The 20,099-nt window shown below is 38.5% G+C and carries 15 protein-coding genes; 8 read left to right on the top strand and 7 right to left on the bottom strand.

Annotation, left to right across the window (positions count from 1 at the left end; all coding sequences use genetic code 11):
- Positions 1 to 957, top strand: a complete 957-nt coding sequence (locus tag G509_RS0112390) for a bifunctional helix-turn-helix transcriptional regulator/GNAT family N-acetyltransferase (protein WP_026991820.1) — start codon at positions 1 to 3, stop codon at positions 955 to 957.
- Between the two features lie 415 nt (positions 958 to 1,372).
- On the opposite strand, the gene G509_RS0112380 is transcribed toward G509_RS0112390, so the two are convergent.
- Positions 1,373 to 3,979, bottom strand: a complete 2,607-nt coding sequence (locus G509_RS0112380) for a glycoside hydrolase family 31 protein (RefSeq protein ID WP_026991819.1) — start codon at positions 3,977 to 3,979, stop codon at positions 1,373 to 1,375.
- 277 nt (positions 3,980 to 4,256) lie between these two features.
- Between G509_RS0112380 and G509_RS0112375 the strand changes: the two genes are divergently transcribed.
- The 7 genes from G509_RS0112375 (at position 4,257) to G509_RS0112345 (ending at position 11,678) form a co-directional block, all read left to right on the top strand.
- On the top strand, positions 4,257 to 4,994 hold the full coding sequence (locus G509_RS0112375) for a (Fe-S)-binding protein (RefSeq protein WP_026991818.1): 738 nt from the start codon (positions 4,257 to 4,259) through the stop codon (positions 4,992 to 4,994).
- The gene (locus G509_RS0112370; protein WP_026991817.1) at positions 4,994 to 6,373 is read left to right on the top strand and encodes a lactate utilization protein B; all 1,380 of its coding nucleotides are present in this window, start codon (positions 4,994 to 4,996) and stop codon (positions 6,371 to 6,373) included. Before G509_RS0112375 ends, G509_RS0112370 begins: the two co-directional genes overlap by 1 nt.
- Positions 6,366 to 6,974: a LutC/YkgG family protein gene (locus G509_RS0112365; protein ID WP_026991816.1), complete on the top strand. Its 609-nt coding sequence runs from the start codon at positions 6,366 to 6,368 to the stop codon at positions 6,972 to 6,974. Before G509_RS0112370 ends, G509_RS0112365 begins: the two co-directional genes overlap by 8 nt.
- A gap of 26 nt (positions 6,975 to 7,000) precedes the next feature.
- Positions 7,001 to 8,311 (top strand): L-fucose:H+ symporter permease, encoded by a 1,311-nt coding sequence (fucP, locus tag G509_RS0112360; protein ID WP_026991815.1) that lies wholly within the window; start codon positions 7,001 to 7,003, stop codon positions 8,309 to 8,311.
- A 2-nt stretch (positions 8,312 to 8,313) separates the two neighbouring features.
- On the top strand, positions 8,314 to 9,954 hold the full coding sequence (locus tag G509_RS0112355; protein ID WP_026991814.1) for a UxaA family hydrolase: 1,641 nt from the start codon (positions 8,314 to 8,316) through the stop codon (positions 9,952 to 9,954).
- Between the two features lie 90 nt (positions 9,955 to 10,044).
- Positions 10,045 to 10,809 carry an SDR family NAD(P)-dependent oxidoreductase gene (locus G509_RS0112350; protein ID WP_026991813.1) on the top strand — a complete coding sequence of 255 codons (765 nt, stop codon included), beginning with the start codon at positions 10,045 to 10,047 and terminating at the stop codon, positions 10,807 to 10,809.
- 14 nt (positions 10,810 to 10,823) lie between these two features.
- Positions 10,824 to 11,678: a fumarylacetoacetate hydrolase family protein gene (locus G509_RS0112345; RefSeq protein WP_026991812.1), complete on the top strand. Its 855-nt coding sequence runs from the start codon at positions 10,824 to 10,826 to the stop codon at positions 11,676 to 11,678.
- A 40-nt stretch (positions 11,679 to 11,718) separates the two neighbouring features.
- On the opposite strand, the gene G509_RS0112340 is transcribed toward G509_RS0112345, so the two are convergent.
- The 6 genes from G509_RS0112340 to G509_RS0112315 all read right to left on the bottom strand — a co-directional run bounded on the left by G509_RS0112340 (position 11,719) and on the right by G509_RS0112315 (position 20,092).
- Positions 11,719 to 13,176, bottom strand: a complete 1,458-nt coding sequence (locus G509_RS0112340) for a tagaturonate reductase (RefSeq protein WP_026991811.1) — start codon at positions 13,174 to 13,176, stop codon at positions 11,719 to 11,721.
- A gap of 35 nt (positions 13,177 to 13,211) precedes the next feature.
- Positions 13,212 to 14,048 (bottom strand): amidohydrolase family protein, encoded by an 837-nt coding sequence (locus tag G509_RS0112335; protein ID WP_026991810.1) that lies wholly within the window; start codon positions 14,046 to 14,048, stop codon positions 13,212 to 13,214.
- A gap of 9 nt (positions 14,049 to 14,057) precedes the next feature.
- Entirely contained in the window at positions 14,058 to 14,852 is a 795-nt protein-coding gene (locus tag G509_RS0112330; RefSeq protein ID WP_026991809.1) for an SDR family oxidoreductase, read from the bottom strand.
- A gap of 11 nt (positions 14,853 to 14,863) precedes the next feature.
- A complete protein-coding gene (locus G509_RS0112325) occupies positions 14,864 to 15,877 on the bottom strand; it encodes a zinc-binding alcohol dehydrogenase family protein (protein ID WP_026991808.1) in 1,014 nt (337 codons plus the stop codon).
- Positions 15,878 to 15,887: 10 nt separating this feature from the next.
- Complete coding sequence (locus G509_RS0112320; protein WP_026991807.1) at positions 15,888 to 18,329, bottom strand: glycoside hydrolase family 2 TIM barrel-domain containing protein; 2,442 nt, start codon at positions 18,327 to 18,329, stop codon at positions 15,888 to 15,890.
- Positions 18,330 to 18,460: 131 nt separating this feature from the next.
- On the bottom strand, positions 18,461 to 20,092 hold the full coding sequence (locus G509_RS0112315; RefSeq protein ID WP_026991806.1) for a RagB/SusD family nutrient uptake outer membrane protein: 1,632 nt from the start codon (positions 20,090 to 20,092) through the stop codon (positions 18,461 to 18,463).
- Positions 20,093 to 20,099 lie beyond the last annotated feature (7 nt).

Below are 20,099 nucleotides of genomic sequence, written 5' to 3'. Positions count from 1 at the left end.
ATGAATTTATTTGATAAAACCGGCAAAATGGCATTAGGCAGCAGGCTACGTTTACTTACAGCTAAAGTAACCGAAGAAGCCTCCAAAATTTATGAATTATATGATGTCGAATTTAATCCAAAATGGTTTCCTATATTTTTTGTCCTGTCCGAAGGTAATCCTAAAACCATTACAGAAATAGCTACAGAAGTGGGACATTCTCAACCATCAGTTACAAAAATAATTAAGGAGATGGTTCTGTCCGGATTGGTTCAGGAAAATTTAAAATCTACAGATAAACGGAGAAATGTAGCCGGGCTAACAGATAAAGGAAGTGAATTGGCAGAAAAGATAAAGATACAATGTGCAGACATTGATATTGCTATTGATGGTGTTATTGCCGAAGCAACAAATAACCTTTGGGAAGCCATTGCAGAATGGGAATATTTATTCGAACAAAAATCACTTTACCAAAGGGTATATGAACAAAAAAAACTTCGTGAAAGCAAAAATGTTCAAATTATCAATTATGAACCTCAATATAAATCAGCTTTCCGGTCGTTAAATGAAGAGTGGATTTCCACATATTTTGAAATGGAGGAAGCCGATTTTATAGCATTAAACAATCCTGTAGAGTATATACTCGCTAAAGGTGGAAAAATATTTGTGGCACTATATAATAATGAGCCTGTAGGTGTTTGTGCATTAATAAAGATGGAAGATAAGAAATACGATTTTGAAATGGCAAAAATGGCAGTCTCCCCAAAAGTACAAGGAAAAAATGTTGGCTGGCTATTAGGGCAGGCTATTATTAACGCAGCAAAAAATGAGGGCGCCGCTGCATTATATTTAGAAAGTAACACAATCCTAAAACCCGCCATTAATCTATATCATAAAATGGGATTCAAAAAAATTGCTGGACAGCCTACACCATATAAGCGTTGCAACATACAAATGGAACTTGATCTAAAATTATAATTGATTAGATAGGGGATTTATTTATATATGTAATCAGGCACCAATTTTAATATAACTACCGGCAGCCAATTAATAAAATTGCAAATTATTATGTAACCTATTTTAAAAGTTGAATTAGCTGTTATATCCATATACATTTCACTTACAGTGATAATTTTATAGTAGGTGTTCGACATTCCCTCATAAATTAAATAGAGCTCATTTTTGGAAAATATTGATAATTAATTAATTTTTTAAAATGTCGTGAATAAGGTTAAAAAAGGTACGAGGTGTTCGACTGTGATCCCTGACAGTGCACGGAAAACTAACAACGCCAGTGGAAACAGAGACATTGAATTTTAAAATATTTCTTTAATTAAAACTCATTGATTGATTAGAAATTTATTGTATATTTAATTTCTTTCAATTGATAAATTTAGTATTTGATTTCATTAATTAATATCCTGCTTCCCGTATAAAAAATTTTCATTTTTAAAGGCTCATTTTTCGCATCAACCTTTTCAGCAATAGTAATATTGAAAACCCTTTTCTTTAAATGGCCGGCATAATTACCTTGTAACTTTCCAATGGTTAGGGTTTGATCTTTTTCACTCCATACAAACGGAATAATAGTGTAGCTCCCTTTTTCATAATTATAATTATCGCCTTCATCTTCATACAAATCAAATTTGGCATCTGCTCCAGGATATATATGTATATCAATAGTATCCCGAGGTTTTTCTGAAGCGTATTGCATAACCTCACCAATAGGCAAAATAGAACCCGCCTTTACAAAAAGCGGAATTTTATTAAGGGGAGCATCAGTTGTAATGGTTTTACCGCCAGTAAAATGTTTACCTGACCAGTAATTATACCAATCTGAACCTTTAGGCAGATATACATTCCATACTTTAATATTTGGCTCAGTAATCGGTGCTACAAGTATACTTTTACCAAACATGTATTCATAAGGCTGTTGGATCGCTATTGTATCTGAAGCAAAATCCATAACTAATGGGCGCATTATGGTCGATCCATTTTTAGAAACCTGCCATGCTTCAGAATAAATATAAGGCATGAGGGCAGATCGTAAATTGAGCATCTCCCTCATATTTGCTTCTACTTCAGGTCCGTATTTCCAAGGTTCTGTTTCGGTACCGTAACCATGTATACGGAATATTGAATTGAACACCCCCCACTGAAACCAGCGCGTTAAAATTTCATGGTATTTTTTATCAGTATACTGGCCGGGCCCGGGACGAAAAAATCCACCTATATCTGTGGTCCAGTACGGCATACCCGTTAAATTATAATTAAGCCCTGCAACAATTTGCCGTTTGTAAGTATCCCAATCCCAGCCAATATCTCCAGACCAGTTTATGGTTCCGTACCGCTGCTGCCCTGCAAATGCCGATCGTGTAAGCGTGACAACCCTTTTATCTGGATTAGTATTTCGTTGTCCCTCATAAACCGTTTTACTAACAAAAAGCGGATATGTAAGACGGTAAAAATCGCCCAACCCATAATATGTTTGTTTACCAACCAATGCATCATTTTCGGGCTCAGTAGCATCCATCCACCACGAATCGACACCTTTACTAAACAAATTAGTATTAAGTACGTTCCAGTGCGTTTTTTGTGTTTCAGGCTTATAAATATCTATCCAGTCGCTATTGGGTATATATAAGTCTTTCGCAAGATATTCTTTAGCTACGTCTGATTTTTTATCCAAATTTTCCCATACCGATATAGATAGGTGCGCATTTAAATCATGCAATTGCTTTATAAATTTTTCTGGGTTTGGATAATTCGTTTCATCAAACTTAGGCACACCCCAGCCATACTTGCCCCAATATTGCCAATCCTGCACAATAACATCTACCGGTAATTTCTTGTTTCTAAATTCTTGTATTGTTTCCACCAAATGTTTGCCAGATGTGTAACGTTCCCTGCATTGCCAAAAGCCATATGCCCACTGTGGAAGCATGGGCACATTGCCAGATAGGTTACGATAATCTGCAATAATATCATCGGCATCGTTGCCGTAAAACACCACGTAGTAAAGTGATTTAGCATTGGGCGACCTAAATGTAGTTTCATCACTTTCCTGTTTCCAGGTAAGTTTTGGGGTATTCGCCGTTTTACAAACAACATTAATAGTATGTTCACCAGCTTTAAGATAAATCATTTTACTTACTGCTGGTGGTAACCACATATTAGAAAAGTCGATGTACGGTACATTATCTATCGATAAAAAATGACGGTTATCCATTGCACCCATGTCAAGCATAAAGGTATAATTACCATCTTTAATAGCCGTGAATTTTGCAGTATGCAGCGATTGTTCCTGCGATATTTTTTGGGTGCCTGCAGTAGTAGTTACATTAGCATCTGCCTTTTCTCCTAAAATAGTAGTACTTTTTAAAAGTGGAATAAAGGTATCGGCCGGATTAAAATTAGTTAGTCCGTATTGATGCCAGAGGATGCCGTACCCCTTACTGGAATATAAAAACGGAATAGCTATTTGTGTATTTACCTGAGTAAGTTTACGGCTTATGTTACGAAGGTTATAATTACCATCCTGAAACTGGCCAAGGCCAAATAAGTATTCATCTTTGGGCGAATTAAAACTTTGTTCTGCAATAAAACAAGGCTCACCCATAATAGAATCGCGTATTAGTTTTCGGCTACCCGCTTTTTCGCTTAAAAATATTTTGCCGTTGATATCGCTATAGTCAATAGCACCACTTTTCTTATCAAAAGTTACCATTACCATTTCGGTAAACAATTTTAATTTATCTGCTGTATCTTTAAATTTAAATTTTATCGTTGCAGGATTACTTACAAAAATAAATTCCTGTTCTTCTTTTAATTCCTTCTCCCATTGTATGCTTATTGCCTTAGCAGAAAGTGGTTTTATGGTTAATATACCTTCAGCAAGTTCTATTTGCAATCCATCTTTTCTTAAAGTATGGCTTTGGTAAGATTGAGCAAAAAGTAGTGCTGGTATCAAACTAAAAAATAAAATAAAAAATCTTTTCATAAATAAGTAACTATACTGTTTTGTAAACAGAATTAGGTGTAAACAAATAAAAAGCATTTAACAATGCTAAAAGTCTGAAAAATTAGCCAACCATTAAACCTGATTATCATTTAGCATTGCAGATAAAATAAGTAAGCAAAATAATGTACAGTTTTAATTAAAAACTAAATTACCAGCAATATACCTTACGAATTAGACAATAAGGTTAAACTTTGAACTTAAAAATTTAACTTATTTTGTAATTATCAATTATGTACTATAACCATTTCGCAACTTTATGAAGGTAGGATTATTTATACCATGCTACATAGACCAATTATACCCTAAAGTAGCTGTCGCTACATTAGAGTTACTGGAAAGATTGGGCCTTGATGTATATTACCCTACCCGCCAAACCTGCTGTGGGCAGCCATTGGCAAATTCTGGCTACAGTCATTTAACGTATGATATAGATGAACTTTTTACTCATAATTTTGAAAGTTGTGATTATGTAGTATCGCCATCGGGCAGTTGTACATTACACATTAAAGAGCATTTACATAACTATAAAAATATAGGTAGCGCGCAGCATATTAAAAAACACATTTATGAATTGGTAGAGTTTTTAACCGATGTTATAAAGGTTGAAAATTTAAAAGCCACTTTCCCGTACCGTGTAGGATTACATCAAAGTTGCCACGGTCAGCGCGGACTACGCCTTGCTAGTATGACCGAACGTGTTGAAGTATCTTTTTCTAAACCTAAACATTTACTCAGCATGGTTAACGGCCTGAAGCTTATAGACCTTACCCGCGAAGATGAATGCTGTGGTTTTGGCGGTACATTTTGCGTTACCGAAGAAGCAGTGTCTGTACGCATGGGGCAAGATCGTGTTGCCGATCATCTAAACCATAAAGCACAATACATTACAGCTGCAGATATGTCGTGCCTTATGCACATGCAGGGCATTTTAAAAAGACAAAATAGTAACGTACAGGTAATACATATTGCCGAAATACTTAACGCCACTTTATAATGAAAGACCACGCACAACTGGCAGAAGCTTTTAATAAAGATAAAGAACGCGTTACCTGGCATGACGAAACGTTGTGGTTTGTGCGCACAAAGCGCGATAAAGCTGCCCATAAATTTGCCGGTTGGGAACAACTGCGCGAAACAGCGTCGCAAATAAAAAACAATGTGCTAAGTAATTTAGATAGTTATCTTTTACAATTTGAGGCCAATGCCATTAAAAACGGCATAACGGTACACTGGGCTAAAGATGCTGCCCAACATAACCAAATTGTATTATCACTTTTACAAAAGCACGAAATAAACAGCATGGTTAAAAGCAAGAGCATGCTTACCGAAGAATGCCACCTTAACGAGTTTTTACAGCACAATGGTGTTGAAGTTATAGATACTGATTTGGGCGAACGTATAGTTCAGTTTCGTAACGAGCCGCCTAGCCATATTGTGCTGCCTGCCATTCACTTAAAGAAGGAAGATGTATCAGATACTTTTCATGAGCATTTAGGTACCAAAAAAGGAAATTCCGACCCACAATACCTTACCGAAGCGGCACGCCAGCATTTACGGGAAACTTTTTTAACACGAAAACTTGCCCTCACCGGAGTTAACTTTGCTGTTGCCGAAACCGGAGAATTTGTAGTGTGTACTAACGAAGGCAATGCCGATATGGGTGCCCACCTGGCTAACCTGCACATTGCCAGCATGGGGCTGGAAAAAATAATTCCGCGACGGGAAGATTTGGGTATTTTTCTCAACCTATTGGCACGCAGTGCTACAGGTCAGCCCATAACAACTTATTCCAGTCATTTTAAACGCCCTCGTAATGGGCAGGAAATGCATATTATTTTAGTAGATAATGGCAGGAGTATACAATTAGGCCGTAAAGATTTTCGAAATTCGCTTAAATGCATTCGCTGTGGAGCGTGTATGAATACCTGCCCTGTTTACAGGCGCAGTGGCGGTCATAGCTACCACACGGCCGTTGCGGGGCCTATTGGTTCTATCCTCGCCCCTAATTTAGATATGGAAAAGAATAAAGATTTGCCTTTTGCCTCTACCCTATGCGGATCGTGTACCAATGTGTGCCCCGTAAAAATAGATATTCACGACCAGTTGTATAAATGGCGACAGGAAATCGTGAAAAGTGGATACAGCCCTAAAAGTAAAACAATTGCTATGAAAGCCATGAGCGTAAGCCTTTCTAAACCCATGGTTTATGATATATCTGGCAAAGCATTACGCTTTACTTTAAGATATGCTCCATTTGTAATTAACAATAAACTAAACCCGTGGTACAAGCAACGAGAGATGCCTGCTGCACCCGAAAGTTCATTTAAAAAATGGTACGAAAAAAACCGAAGTAAAAAAAATAATAATGAGTAGCAAAAATGATATTTTAGCTGCTATTGCGGCAAATAAGCCAGATCCCCAACCTTTACCTATTGGCCTATATACACCAGAAAGTGGTTATAACTTAACCAACCGTTTTATAGAAAACGTAACACTTATTGGCGGTGCTGTACACCAAATTAGTATCATTAGTGAAATAGAGCAGTTTATAAGCACTCACTTTCCATCGGCTATACGAATCATTACAAATAATAAGTCTTTAAAAAATGTAGGAACGCTTTTATTAAATAACGATTTAGACAAGCAAATTCCGCATGAGTTGGAAAATGTGGATCTTACCATTTTAGACGCGCCCTTTGGAGTAGCTGAAAACGGTGCCATCTGGATTACTGATGAGTTATTGCACCATCGTGTGTTGCCTTTTATAACCCAGCACCTTATACTCATCATTAAAGAATCGTCTATTGTAGCTTCTTTACAGCAGGCATACTCTATGATAAACAATCAGGATTATGGGTACGGTGTGTTTATCTCAGGCCCGTCTAAAACTGCAGATATCGAGCAGTCATTAGTTATAGGGGCGCATGGTTCTCGCAGCCTTGATGTATTTATTACAGGGCAGGCGTCCTACTAAAAAAGCCATAAACAAGTAAAACACACATGAGCCATACTTCACATACAAAATTTACCATAAAAGCCACAGCCAAAAAAAAGGGCTATCATTTCCCTTTAATATTGGTTACCAGCCTATTCTTTTTCTGGGGGTTTATCCACAACCTTGACCCGGTGCTTATTCCACACCTTAAAAAAGCATTTAGATTAACTGACCTGGAGACAGCCTTTGTAGATTTTTCGGTTTTTATAGCCTACTTTGTCATGGCACTGCCTGCGGGTTACTTTATGCGAAAATACGGTTACAAAAGCGGTATTATATTTGGCTTAATCCTGTTTGCTATTGGGTCATTTTTGTTTTTACCAGCAGCAGATACCCGGCAGTACATCTTCTTTTTAGGAGCTTTGTTTATTATAGCCTGCGGACTAACATTTCTTGAAACGGCCGCAAACCCTTATATTACCATTTTAGGCAAGCCGGAAACCGCAACACAACGTTTAAATTTTTCACAGTCATTTAACGGGTTAGCTGCGTTTTTAGCACCTGTAATTGGCGGTAACTTTATACTGTCGGGCACCAACTACAGCGAGGTTCAGCTGGCTGCAATGCTGCCATCGGATAAAGAAGCCTATCTTATTGAAGAAGCCAGCAGCGTTAAAGGCCCATATTTGACTCTTGGTGTTGCTATTATACTTATAATCGTATTTTTTATATGTACCAAACTTCCCGATATTAAAGAAAATAAAGAAGAAATTGAAGGGTCTAATATAAAACATGCCATGCGCCACAGCCATTTATCATGGGCTATTATAGCACAGTTTTTTTATGTAGGTGCACAGGTTTCCGTACTTAGCTTTTTTATACGTTTTGTAACAACATCGGCTAGTATTAGTGAGCAACAGGCCAGCTGGTATGCGGGTGCGGCGGGCTTAGCCTTTATGTTAGGCCGTTTTGCGGGTACGTTTATCCTGAAATTTATTGCTCCCAACCGCCTGCTCATGCTTTATGCATTTGCTAGTATAGCGTTAACCGTTGTAGCTATTTTTGGTAGCGGCATTATAACGGTTTATGCACTAATAGGCATTGCCTTTTTTATGTCTATTATGTTTCCCACTATATTTTCAATGGGAATTTCAGGATTGGGTAAAGATACCAAATTAGGTTCATCGCTTATAGTAATGTCGATTGTAGGCGGTGCTATCCTGCCATTGGGACTGGGTTATATTTCAGATGTTACCGGAAACATTCAATACGGTTATATAGTACCATTAATTTGCTTTTTAGTGGTATTTATATTCGGGTGGAAAAAATGGAACCCTACTGCGGTAGAAATCAACATTGCTTTAGAAACAACTTAATAATGAAACATTTAGTAATTAAAATAAATAGAGCCGATAATGTATTGGTGGCTCTACAGGATTTACCTAAAGGCACTCAACTATTTTTTGAAGGCGAGACCTATACTACTACCGAAACCATACCTGCAAAGCATAAGCTGTTTATGCAGGATATGCATGCGGGCAACGAAGTTTTCATGTACGGTGTTTTAGTAGGCAAAGTGCAGTATGATGTACTACAAGGTGCACGGATGAACGTAGATAATACCAAACATGCTGCCGAACCTTACGCTTATCGCGATGTTAACTTTAAATGGGAAGCGCCGGATGTAAGCCATTTTAGCCACCGTACTTTTAATGGCTACCATCGTAAAAACGGTGTAGTCGGCACCGCCAATTACTGGTTATTTATACCTACCGTTTTTTGCGAGAACCGTAACCTGAGCATTATTAAAGAATCGCTTTACAGCGAACTTGGATATGCTGTAGATGATAAATATAAATCATATACGCACAGCCTTGTAAAAGCATTGGAAAGTGGCGAAAGTATCGATAATATATCCTTAGTACCCAATAACGAATTGAAAGCCAAACGCACGTTTAAAAATGTCGATGGCATTAAATTTTTAAACCATACCGGTGGCTGCGGCGGTACAAGGCAGGATTCTGAAACGTTAAGCAGGTTGTTGGCCTCCTATGCCGATCATCCTAATGTTGCAGGTGTTACTGTGTTAAGCCTGGGGTGCCAGCACTTACAGCTTAACGATTTCAAGGACGAATTACTAAGGCGCAACCCCAACTTTGACAAACCATATTTTGTTTTCGAACAGCAAAAAGCGCAAAGCGAAGAACAAATGATACAACAGGCCATTCGCGATACTTTTAAAGGCCTAATCGAAATTAATAAGATTGAACGTGCCCCTGCTACTTTAAATAAACTAACTGTAGGGGTTAAATGCGGCGGCAGTGACGGTTTTAGCGGCATATCTGCTAATCCTGCAGTAGGCCATTGTGCCGATTTACTGGTAGGGCTTGGTGCCAAAGTGCTCTCGGCTGAGTTCCCTGAACTGTGTGGTGTAGAGCAGGAAATGATAGACCGGTCTGTAGATCGTGCCACTGCTGAAAAGTTTATCAGGTTAATGACTGACTATGATGAACTTGCGCATAAAGTAGGGTCCGGTTTTTACATGAACCCTTCGCCGGGTAATATTAAAGACGGCTTAATTACCGATGCTATAAAGTCGGCTGGGGCTGCCCGTAAGGCAGGGTCATCGCCAGTGGTAGATGTACTTGATTATACAGAGCCTGCTACAAAACCAGGACTGAGCCTGGTATGTACACCCGGTAATGATGTTGAGGCTACTACAGGTAAAGCAGCATCGGGCGCTACATTAATACTGTTTACAACAGGCTTAGGTACGCCTACTGGTAACCCTGTCTGCCCTACTATAAAAGTCGCTACAAATTCTATTTTAGCTAACAGGATGAGCGATATTATTGATATTGATACCGGGCCGATTATTAGTGGCGATAAAACCATAACCCAAATGGGTGAAGATATTTTAGAGTATTGCATTAAGGTAGCCAGTGGCGAAGAAATACCTAAAGCGGTACAACTTAACCAAGACGATTTTATTCCGTGGAAACGGGGCGTTTCCTTGTAGATATTATTTTAAATGCTGAATTATAAATTTTAAATTAATCCGTGTATAAGACTTTTGACTTTATGACTTTTAAACTTTAAACATAATAAAATGTTTTCATTAAAAAATAAAAAAGCGGTAGTAACCGGTGCCGGTAGTGGTATTGGTAAAGCTATAGCGGTATTGCTCGCTAAACAGGGCGCCGAAGTTCATGTTATAGAAATTAGCGAAGAACAAGCCGCAGGTACAGTATCAGAAATTACTAATAACAATAACAAAGCGTTTGCTCATGTATGTGACGTGTCTAACCAGCAGGCTGTTTTAGAAACTTTTATTAAAATTGGTGCTATTAATATACTTGTAAATAACGCTGGTGTTGCCCATATAGGCAAGGCAGATACCACTCCTGAAGATGATTTTGACAGGGTAATCCGCATCAATGTAAAAGGAGTTTACAACTGCCTGCATGCAGCTATACCGCAATTGCGTGCAGCCGGCGGCGGCGTTATTATTAATATGGCATCTATCGCAGCATTAGTAGGTATACCAGACAGGTTTGCCTATAGTACTGCAAAAGGGGCTGTTAAAGCCATGACCATGAGCGTCGCAAAAGATTACATTAGCGAGAACATTCGTTGTAACTCAATTTCCCCAGCAAGGGTACACACACCTTTTGTTGATGGCTTTTTGCAAAAAAATTATCCTGATAACGTTGAAGAAATGTTCGAAAAATTATCTAAAACGCAGCCTATTGGCCGTATGGCAGAACCCGAAGAAATTGCAGCACTTGCTTTGTATCTTTGCAGCAACGAGGCCGGTTTTATTACCGGCGTAGATTACCCTATTGATGGTGGTTTTACTACCCTTAACAACTAAACATATACATTTATATGAAACTAATACGATTTGGAGCCGAAGGACAGGAAAAACCGGGCGTTATCATTAATGACACTTGGTATGATGTATCGCACCTGGTTAATGATTATAATGAAGCTTTTTTTGCAGACGATGCTATTAATCAATTACAAAAAGATATTGAAAAAGGCGGGCTTAGTGAAGTTGCTAAAACAACGCGCCTAGGTGCCGCTATGGCAAGGCCATCTAAACTGGTATGTGTTGGCCTTAATTATATTGACCATGCTAAAGAAACGGATGCCGAAATACCTACTGAGCCTATTTTGTTTTTCAAGGCAACATCTGCCATTGTAGGACCTAATGATAATGTTATCATACCTAAAAACAGTAAAAAAACTGATTGGGAAGTGGAACTCGCACTGGTTATTGGCAAAAAAGCAAGTTACGTGAGTGAGGAAGATGCTTTAAATCACGTTGCCGGATACGTATTGCATAATGATTACAGCGAGCGTGAATTTCAAATAGAGCGCAACGGGCAATGGGTTAAGGGCAAAAGCTGCGACACTTTTGCTCCGCTGGGCCCATTTATTGCCACACCAGATGAAATTGAAGATGTACATAACCTAAGGCTTTGGCTTACCGTAAACGGAAATAAAGTACAGGACGGTAATACAGCTAACTTAATTTTTAATATTCCGTTTTTAGTAAGTTATATTAGCCAGTTCATGACACTTTTACCCGGCGATGTTATTACAACAGGAACTCCTGCAGGTGTAGGTTTAGGTATGAAACCAGAACCCTGGTATTTGAATGAAGGCGATGTGGTAGAGTTGGGTATAGACGGATTAGGATCGAGCAAACAACATGTAAAAGCCTATACAAAACAATAGATTTTTACTATCTATTGCAGTAATAACGCTCTTTAAATATTTATTTAGGGAGCGTTATTAATTTATAGGCGATGAAGGCTTCTTCAATAGATCCATTATTTTCTAAACATTGCAAAGCTGTAATCAGCTGCTTTTTTAAAGAATCAACTATTAAAAGATCAGTATCCCAAAGCAATGTCTGGCTTAAAATATAACTCACCGTTTCATCAATACTGTCTGCATCCCAGGCATGTTTAAAAATGTTTATAATTTTAAAATCGTCCTGTATTGGTAGGGTGTTACCATTCCAATCTCCTTTATAAAAACGAAGCAGACAAGCGAATGCAAAGGTTAACCGCAATGGCAGCGTATTATATTTTGCCAAATAATCCAGTATGACCGGCAATACTCTTACCTTAAATTTTGAAATAGAATTTAAAGCAATGCTCGAAAGTTTGTGATGTATAAATGGATTGCGAAATCGGTCGAATACCTCGTCAGAAAAAATAGTTAATTCTGTTTCCGGCAGGTTTATCGTTGGATTTATTTCCTGGTAAACAGCCTCTTTTATAAAGAGACCTATAAAATTATTGTCTATAGATTGTTTAACCGTTTCATTTCCATCTAATAATGATAGGGGTACCATAAGCGTATGTGCACCGTTAAGTATTCGCACTTTGCGCACCCTGTATGGCTCGATATCTTTAACTACCAGAATGTTTTCGTTAATAGCATTAAACAGAATTTTTTGTAATAACACTTCATCGGCTTGTATAGCCCAAAACAGGAATGTCTCAGATACTGTCATTAAGGTATCTTCATATCCTAATTTTTCTATGTACGTAGTTACATCATCCTTAGGATAACCGGGCACAATACGGTCTACTAATGTATTATGAAAATAATTATACTCGTTTATCCATGTTGTAAATGCATTGCCCAACTGCCATAAATTTACATATTGTAGTATGATTTTTTTCAATACATCGCCATTATTAGCTATAAGTTCTAACGGTAACAGGGTTAATCCTTTGGTATTATCTCCTTCGAAATATAAAAATCGTTCATAAAGCAGTGCTGTTACTTTTGCGGGAAAGCTTTGATGCGGATGCCCTGTAAGTAAAGTATCATTTTCGTTAAAAACAATACCGGCTTCGGTAGTATTAGATAATAAAATAATTAACTCTTCCTCTTTTGCTAAATCCCGATAAGCATTATAATCTTCATATGGATTAATAGCTTTTTGAATACACGATATAATCCTTGTGTGCTCTACAGGTATACCCTGGCTTATGCCTTTAGTTAAAAGTGTAAACAAACCATCCTGATCTTGCAATAATTGTATAGACCCGCCCGCCCTGGCTTTAACTACGGCAACACCAGCATTAAAATCTGCCTCTGCATTTAGTTTATCTACAATGTAATCGGCGAATCCCCTAATGAAATTACCATCCCCAAACTGCACTATTTTTATAGGTAGTTTTTGAGTATAATTTTCTGACCTTTTTAATCTTTTCATGGTTTCGATTGTGATTAGCCATAGACAGACAATATTTATAAATCAAGATTATAAAATACCTGTGCATTTTTAAACCAAACCTGTTCCTTTTCTTTTTGTGATAATTGAGCCATATAATCATGTATGATTTGTACCACCTTGGCATAATTGGCCGCAAGATTGCATACCGGCCAATCAGACCCAAACATTATTCTATCTGCAGTAAAATTTTCAAAAACCACATCAAGGCAGGGTTTTAAATCATCAGCGATCCAGGTATCCCAATGCGCCTCTGTAACCATACCCGATACTTTACAAAATACATTTTGTGTCTGGGCAAGTTCTTTAATATTCTCTTTCCATGTGGCTATATTACCCGTTTTTAAATCGGGCTTAGCAATATGATCAAACACAAACGGCTGGTTAGGAAAATGCTTCACAAGCTTAATGGCATCACGAAGTTGATGATGGTATATTAAAATATCATAGGTATAATTATATTCTTTTAATGCACTTATCCCGTTCCTGAAATCTTCGCGCAACATAAAACCATCAGGCTCCCCCTGAATGATATGCCTAAAGCCTTTTAGCTTTTTTTTATTGGAAAAATGCTCCAGTCTTTCGCGTATATTTTTATCTAATAAATTTACATAGCCTACTACACCTTTAATAAAAGAGTGTTTTGTGGCCAGATTGAGCAGAAATTCTGTCTCACTTTCAGTTTGTGCTGATTGTACCGCCATACAACCTGAAAATTGATTGTCATTTAATAGAGGAAGTAAATCAGCCGGTAAAAAATCTTTCCTTATTTTATGCATCGATTCATCAATCCACGCATCCTTAATGGGATCGAATTTCCAAAAATGCTGGTGGGAGTCTATTCGTTGGTGCATTGCTACTAACTATAAATCATTAATTAATGCCCTGTCTAAATGCACATAGCCACCATCTACAAATACAAATTGCCCGGTAGTATGCGATGATTTGTTTGATATTATAAACAAGGCAGTATCTGCAATTTCTTCAGGGCGTGTCATGCGGACTTCAAAAGGAATATTCTTTTTAATTTTTGCTAGTGCAGCATCGCCGTCCGGGAGGGTTTTAAGCCAATCATCATAAGCAGGTGTGTAACTTTCGGCAACAATTATTGCATTAGAGCGAATGCCATATTGTATTAAATCAACGGCCCATTCGCGGGTAAGTGCTAATACTCCGCCTTTTGCCGCAGCATACCCAGATGTGCCTCCCTGGCCGGTTAACGCTACTTTAGATCCTATATTAAGAATGTTACCCTTTGAGTTTTTTAGGTGTGGCAAAACATATTTTACAAGTAAAAAATAACTCCCCAAATTGAGTTTAAGCGAATTAATAAATTCCTCGTAAGATGCATCGAGGCCTACACCATCATTAAGGCCTACGTTATTAATCACTATATCTATACAGCCGTACTTTTGTATTATTTTATCAACAGCCGCTTCTACTTGCTTTGCATCGGTTACATCTGTTTTACAAAATAGTGCATTCGTTCCGTTAGCTTTAAGTATATCGGCATAAGCAGCACCTCTTTCGTTATGGTCAAGCAGCACCGGTATAGCCCCTTCGGCGGCAAGCCTGTTTATTATTGTCACGCCAATGCTGCCCTCTTTCCCAGCCGATCCCGATACTACAACCACTTTTCCTTTTAATCCTAAATCCATAATATATGTTTTTAATCCAGATCGATAACTACTTTAATAGCATTATTTTCAGGATTTATCCAATCATTAAATAAGTGTACAACATCATCAAAATTCCCCTTGTGGGTAATGTATTGTTTTGGGTTTATACTACCAGATTTGATACACTGTAATACATAAGTAAAATCTTCTTTAGTTGCATTACGGCTACTCATTAACGTTGCTTCCCGTTTGTGAAAGTCAGGATGGTTAAATTTTAGCTCACCGTTTTGAAGCCCAACCAATACATAACGCCCACCATGTGCAAGATAATTAAATCCTGAATTCATAACAGTTGCATTACCCGTAGCATCAAAAACTACATTAGGCATATCGCCATTTGTAATTTCACTAAGCCTTTTTATTACATCATCATTAACCGGATTTATAAGATTGCTAATCTTAAGTACTTCTTTACAAAACTTAAGGCGATGCTCATTAATATCAAACACGATCACTTTTGCACCCTTTAATTTAGCAAAGTGAATTAAGCCCAACCCTATAGGCCCGGCTCCCATAACAAGCACAGTGTCTTTATTTGTAACTCCTGCCCTACGCACACCATGTAATGCTATAGCAAGTGGCTCAACCAAGGCTAACTCTTCATGATCAAGACCTTCGCCGTTTATTAAGTAATCATCAGCAACAGTGATATATTCTGCCATACCGCCATCTATATGCACACCAAAAACCTGCATAGTAACACAACAGTTTGTTAGGCCATTACGGCATGCCACACATTTACCACAATGAAAGTACGGAATAAAAGTTAATTTATCACCAGGTTTAAAACCTTCCGCTCCACCTTCTATATATTCTGCGGCCAGTTCATGGCCTAATATCCTAGGATAATTAAAATAGGGCTGGGTACCACCAAAGGCATGGATATCTGTACCACATATCCCTATTTTTTTGATTTTTAGTAACGATTCTCCACTTCTTCTATTCGGAACCGGTTTTTCTTTAAGCAGAAATTCGCCGGGTTTTTCACAAATTATATATTTCATATTTGGCAAATTACTTAACATCAACTGTAACTGTAACAGGCTGTAGCCACGGGCTCGTAAAAGTAACAGTAACCTTATTACCCTGGCCTGTACTTTGCAGGTAGGCTAACAGGTGTCCGTTAAAGGCACGTTGTACATTATCGGTATAATCGGTCATGTCGCTATTGTTACCGGCTTCAAGGCCAAGTAATCTTGCAGGGCCATTAATTGTACATGTAATGTCGTTATCGCTTAGCATTACAGGCAGGCCATCTTTATCTACAACATCAACCATTATCTGGGCAACACCTTTTTGCTTATCTATAGTAACCGATTTATTTTTTACTACCAATGCATAAGGCTGTGCTGATGAAGCTATTGCGTAACGGCTTACTTCTTTGTTGTCGGTACTTAGGCCAATAACTTCAAGCTTACCCGCTGCATAAGGAACATCCCAGGAGATGATGCCTACATTTTTATCGTAGTTTTTAACTTCGCCTACTATTTTACCGTTAAGTTCTAAACGGGCTTTTGCAGCATTTGTATAAGCAACTACGCGCACTGTTTGTCCTGCCTCATAGTTCCATAAAGGCCATGCATCTTTGCTTGGCGATTTTTCTTTTTGACGCGGAATGTAGGTCCCGATAAATGCCATTGGTGTATCTGACCATAATGACTGACGGAAATAACCCCTTGGTTTTATACGGCCTGCAAAATCTACAAGGCCTGAATAGAAACCTCTTGATGGCCATCTGCCAGATTCGCCAAGGTAATCAATACCCGTCCAAAGAAACTGTCCAAAAATATGGTCGTTGTTTACAACAGCAAGCCATGGCTCAATATCATGTACGTTCTCACTACCATAAATAACCCTGTTAGGATATTTTTCATGGTCAGATTTGTAACGGCTTTCAGTATAATTATAACCGGCAATATCAAGCAGTCCCGGGTATTCTGTTTCATTACTCATTGCTACACCTGCAAGGCCAGCTGTAGTAGGTCGCGATTTGTCATATTTTTTAACCGCAGCAACAAGGCGTTTAGCAATAGCACCAAGCCTCATAGCATCGGGGGCATCTTTTTTGTAGCCGCCATAAGCAGCCTGTGTAAAGCCCATTGCTTTTGTACCATCAAGTATTGGGTGCGAGTACGGGTCGTTAGGGTAATCAACCTCATTACCAATGCTCCACGCAAATACAGAAAGGTGATTACGGTCACGGCGTACCATATCTTCTAAATCTTTTTCGCTCCAATCAGCAAAAATATCCGAATTTCCTTCGTAGCCCGGCGTACCATAGTTCCAGCCTTCAAGCCATTTACGTTTAGGGTATTCCCACTCGTCATACGCTTCGTTTAACACTAATAAGCCAAGTTCGTCGCAAAGCTCATAAAAATCAGGAGACTCCGGGTTGTGGCTTGTACGTATAGCATTAACACCTATTTCTTTAAGGGTTTTAAGCCTTGTTTTCCAAACATCCCTTGGTACTGCCGACCCTAACACACCGGCATCGTGGTGCAAACACACCCCTTTAACTTTCATCCATGTACCGTTAAGGGCAAAACCTTTATTGGCATCAAATGTATATGTGCGGAAACCTGTAGTTGTTGTAGTAGCATCTGTTTGTTTACTGCCTTTAAGTACTGTAGTTTTTAACTTGTACAGGTTAGCATTATTTAAATCCCATAACTTAGGGTTGCTGACTTTTAACTGCGTTGTAACCTTTTGGTTTTTACCAGCCGCAGCAGTAAGTTTCTGCGAGCTTTTAGCAACTGATTTTCCGTCAGGGCCAATAAGTTCATTTACAACGGTAACACTTTCTTTAGACGATGAGCCGTTTTCTACTTCAACCTCTACATTAAGTACACCATTACCTTTAGTAACTTCAGGATAAGCATACACACCCCATTGTGCAATATGCACAGGGTTAGCATATACTACCCACACGTTGCGGTATATACCAGAGCCTGTATACCAACGGGAATCGGCACTTTTGCTGTGGTCTACCCTTACAGCAATGGTATTGTCTCCTCCAAAGTTGATATATGGTGTAGCATCATAAGAAAAAGAAATATATCCGTTAGGGCGTTTTCCTAAAGAGTGGCCGTTTACAAATACTTCGCTCCTGTTGTAAACGCCTTCAAAATATAAATATACTTTCTGGCCTTTTTGTGCAGCAGGTACGTTAAGGTTTTTACGGTACCAGCCTATACCTCCGGGAAGGTAGCCTGTAGCACTTGCAAGTGTAGGGCTAAGCTGTCCTTTTATACTCCAGTCGTGCGGAAGGTCTATAGCCTGCCATTCTTTATCGTCAAATTTAATTTCCTGGGCGTTCCTGGTATCTTCAAGGTTAAACTTCCAGCCATCATTTATCTTTTTTGCATCGCCAAAAGATATCTGGCTAAAGCCCGGTATCCAGGTAATGCCAAGTATAAATAAAAAAAGCAATGTATTTTTCGCGGTAAGTTTTTTCATTCTTTATGTTTAATGCGAGGATTATAATATATATAATTTAATAAATGCAGCTGCCCAATGGTGAAATGGCTCATCACCCTGGGCATACTGCATTACAATCACTCTATTTACTAACCCAACAATTTATTATATTAATAGCCCGGATTTTGAACTAAGTTTTTATTGATATTTAATTCTGTTTGTGGTATGGGCCAAAGCTCGTTTACGCCCACAATAAAATTCCTTCGTTGATAGATGTAAAAACCATTACTGTCTACCGGATAGTCGCTATAGCTTTCAGGAGTATTTGTTAACTTCATACCTGTAAACTGCCTGTTTAATTCTTGTCCAGCCGTACCCCAACGTAAAATATCGTAATAATGTATACCTTCAAAAGCCAGTTCTACTTTACGTTCCCTACGAAGTATTTCTCTTACTGCGTTAGGATCCGTAGTGGTAACATCAGGCATATTTACGGTTGGCCTGTTACGTATAAGGTTTACAGTTTCATCTAACAATGACTGTGTAATACCCTCACCTGCCTCAAGCTTAGATTCAAGATAGCCGAGTAAAACTTCAGGATAACGCACTACCGGGAAATTACCACCATAGTTCATTAGGTTACCATCAAAAGTAGGATCCATTAGCTTGTTAATGCAGTAGCCGCTCCAGCTGTACCTGCTTATTCTATCGGGCGACGATGAGTCTGGCCTTGATACGTAGGTAACGCCTTTAAATTGAGTTCTATCAGATATCATAATAGTATAATCAAGCCTCGGATCCCTGTTATCGTACGGAGTGCTCGAGTTATAAAGTGGTGATAGTTCAATCGTTTTACCATCAGTACATTCATATGACTGCACTAACTCATTATAAGGTGAAAATTGGTGCCATCCTCCATAAGTTTCAGGGTAAAGGTACTGTGGCAAAACCTGGGCATAAACATCTGGCTGATATTGTGTACTAAAAATTACTTCCTTACTGCTTTCACCTGTTTGCCAAAACAATTGCGCAAAGCCCGCCTGATCAATAATGTAAACTTGGCTATCGATAATTTGCTTATAAGTTAATGCTGCATCATGCCATTTTTGCTCGGCCATTTGCACACGTCCTAAAAAAGCTAATGAAGCACCCGCTGTAATACGACCATCTTCATTAGAAGGGCGGGTAGATGGTAAATCGGGATAACTTGCTGCAAGTTCCTGCTCTGCAAAAGCCCATACATCTGCCCTTGACGTTTGCGGTATGTTATTCGCTTCCTCTACTGTTAATAAATGGGTTGACAGTGGCACATTACCAAAATACAAGGCCAGGTTAAAGTAGCAATATGCCCTTAGGGTGCGTATCTCTGCTTTCATCATGGCTTTCTTTACCTCATCCATTGGTACAGCATCAATATGATCCAAAAAATTATTACACTTAGATATCTTACCGTAAGTGTTTGACCAATATGCAGCAGTAACCCAATAACTTGAGTTTAATGTTCCATCAGTCATATGGTCGGGGTAAAATTCTTTTTCCGATCCATCGCCTGCCGCAAGATCCAGCCATAGTAAAGAAATGCCGTTAAAAAAATCCTGACCTGCCCAGTAAGCACCAATATTGTAGCAACCGGTAAGCGCCAGCATAGCATCATTTTCAGTTTTCCAAAAAGTAGCATCAGAAATCTGATCTAACGGCTGCTTGTCTAAAAAATCTTCTGTACAACCAATAGTAAGAACGGACATTGTAATGACACAAAGTGCTTTAGCCGGAGATAAAAATTTATATTTTATAGTTTTCATGATATTT

The organism is Flavobacterium subsaxonicum WB 4.1-42 = DSM 21790, assembly GCF_000422725.1.
Lineage (GTDB): Bacteria > Bacteroidota > Bacteroidia > Flavobacteriales > Flavobacteriaceae > Flavobacterium > Flavobacterium subsaxonicum.
This window is presented reverse-complemented; position numbering and strand designations above follow the sequence as displayed.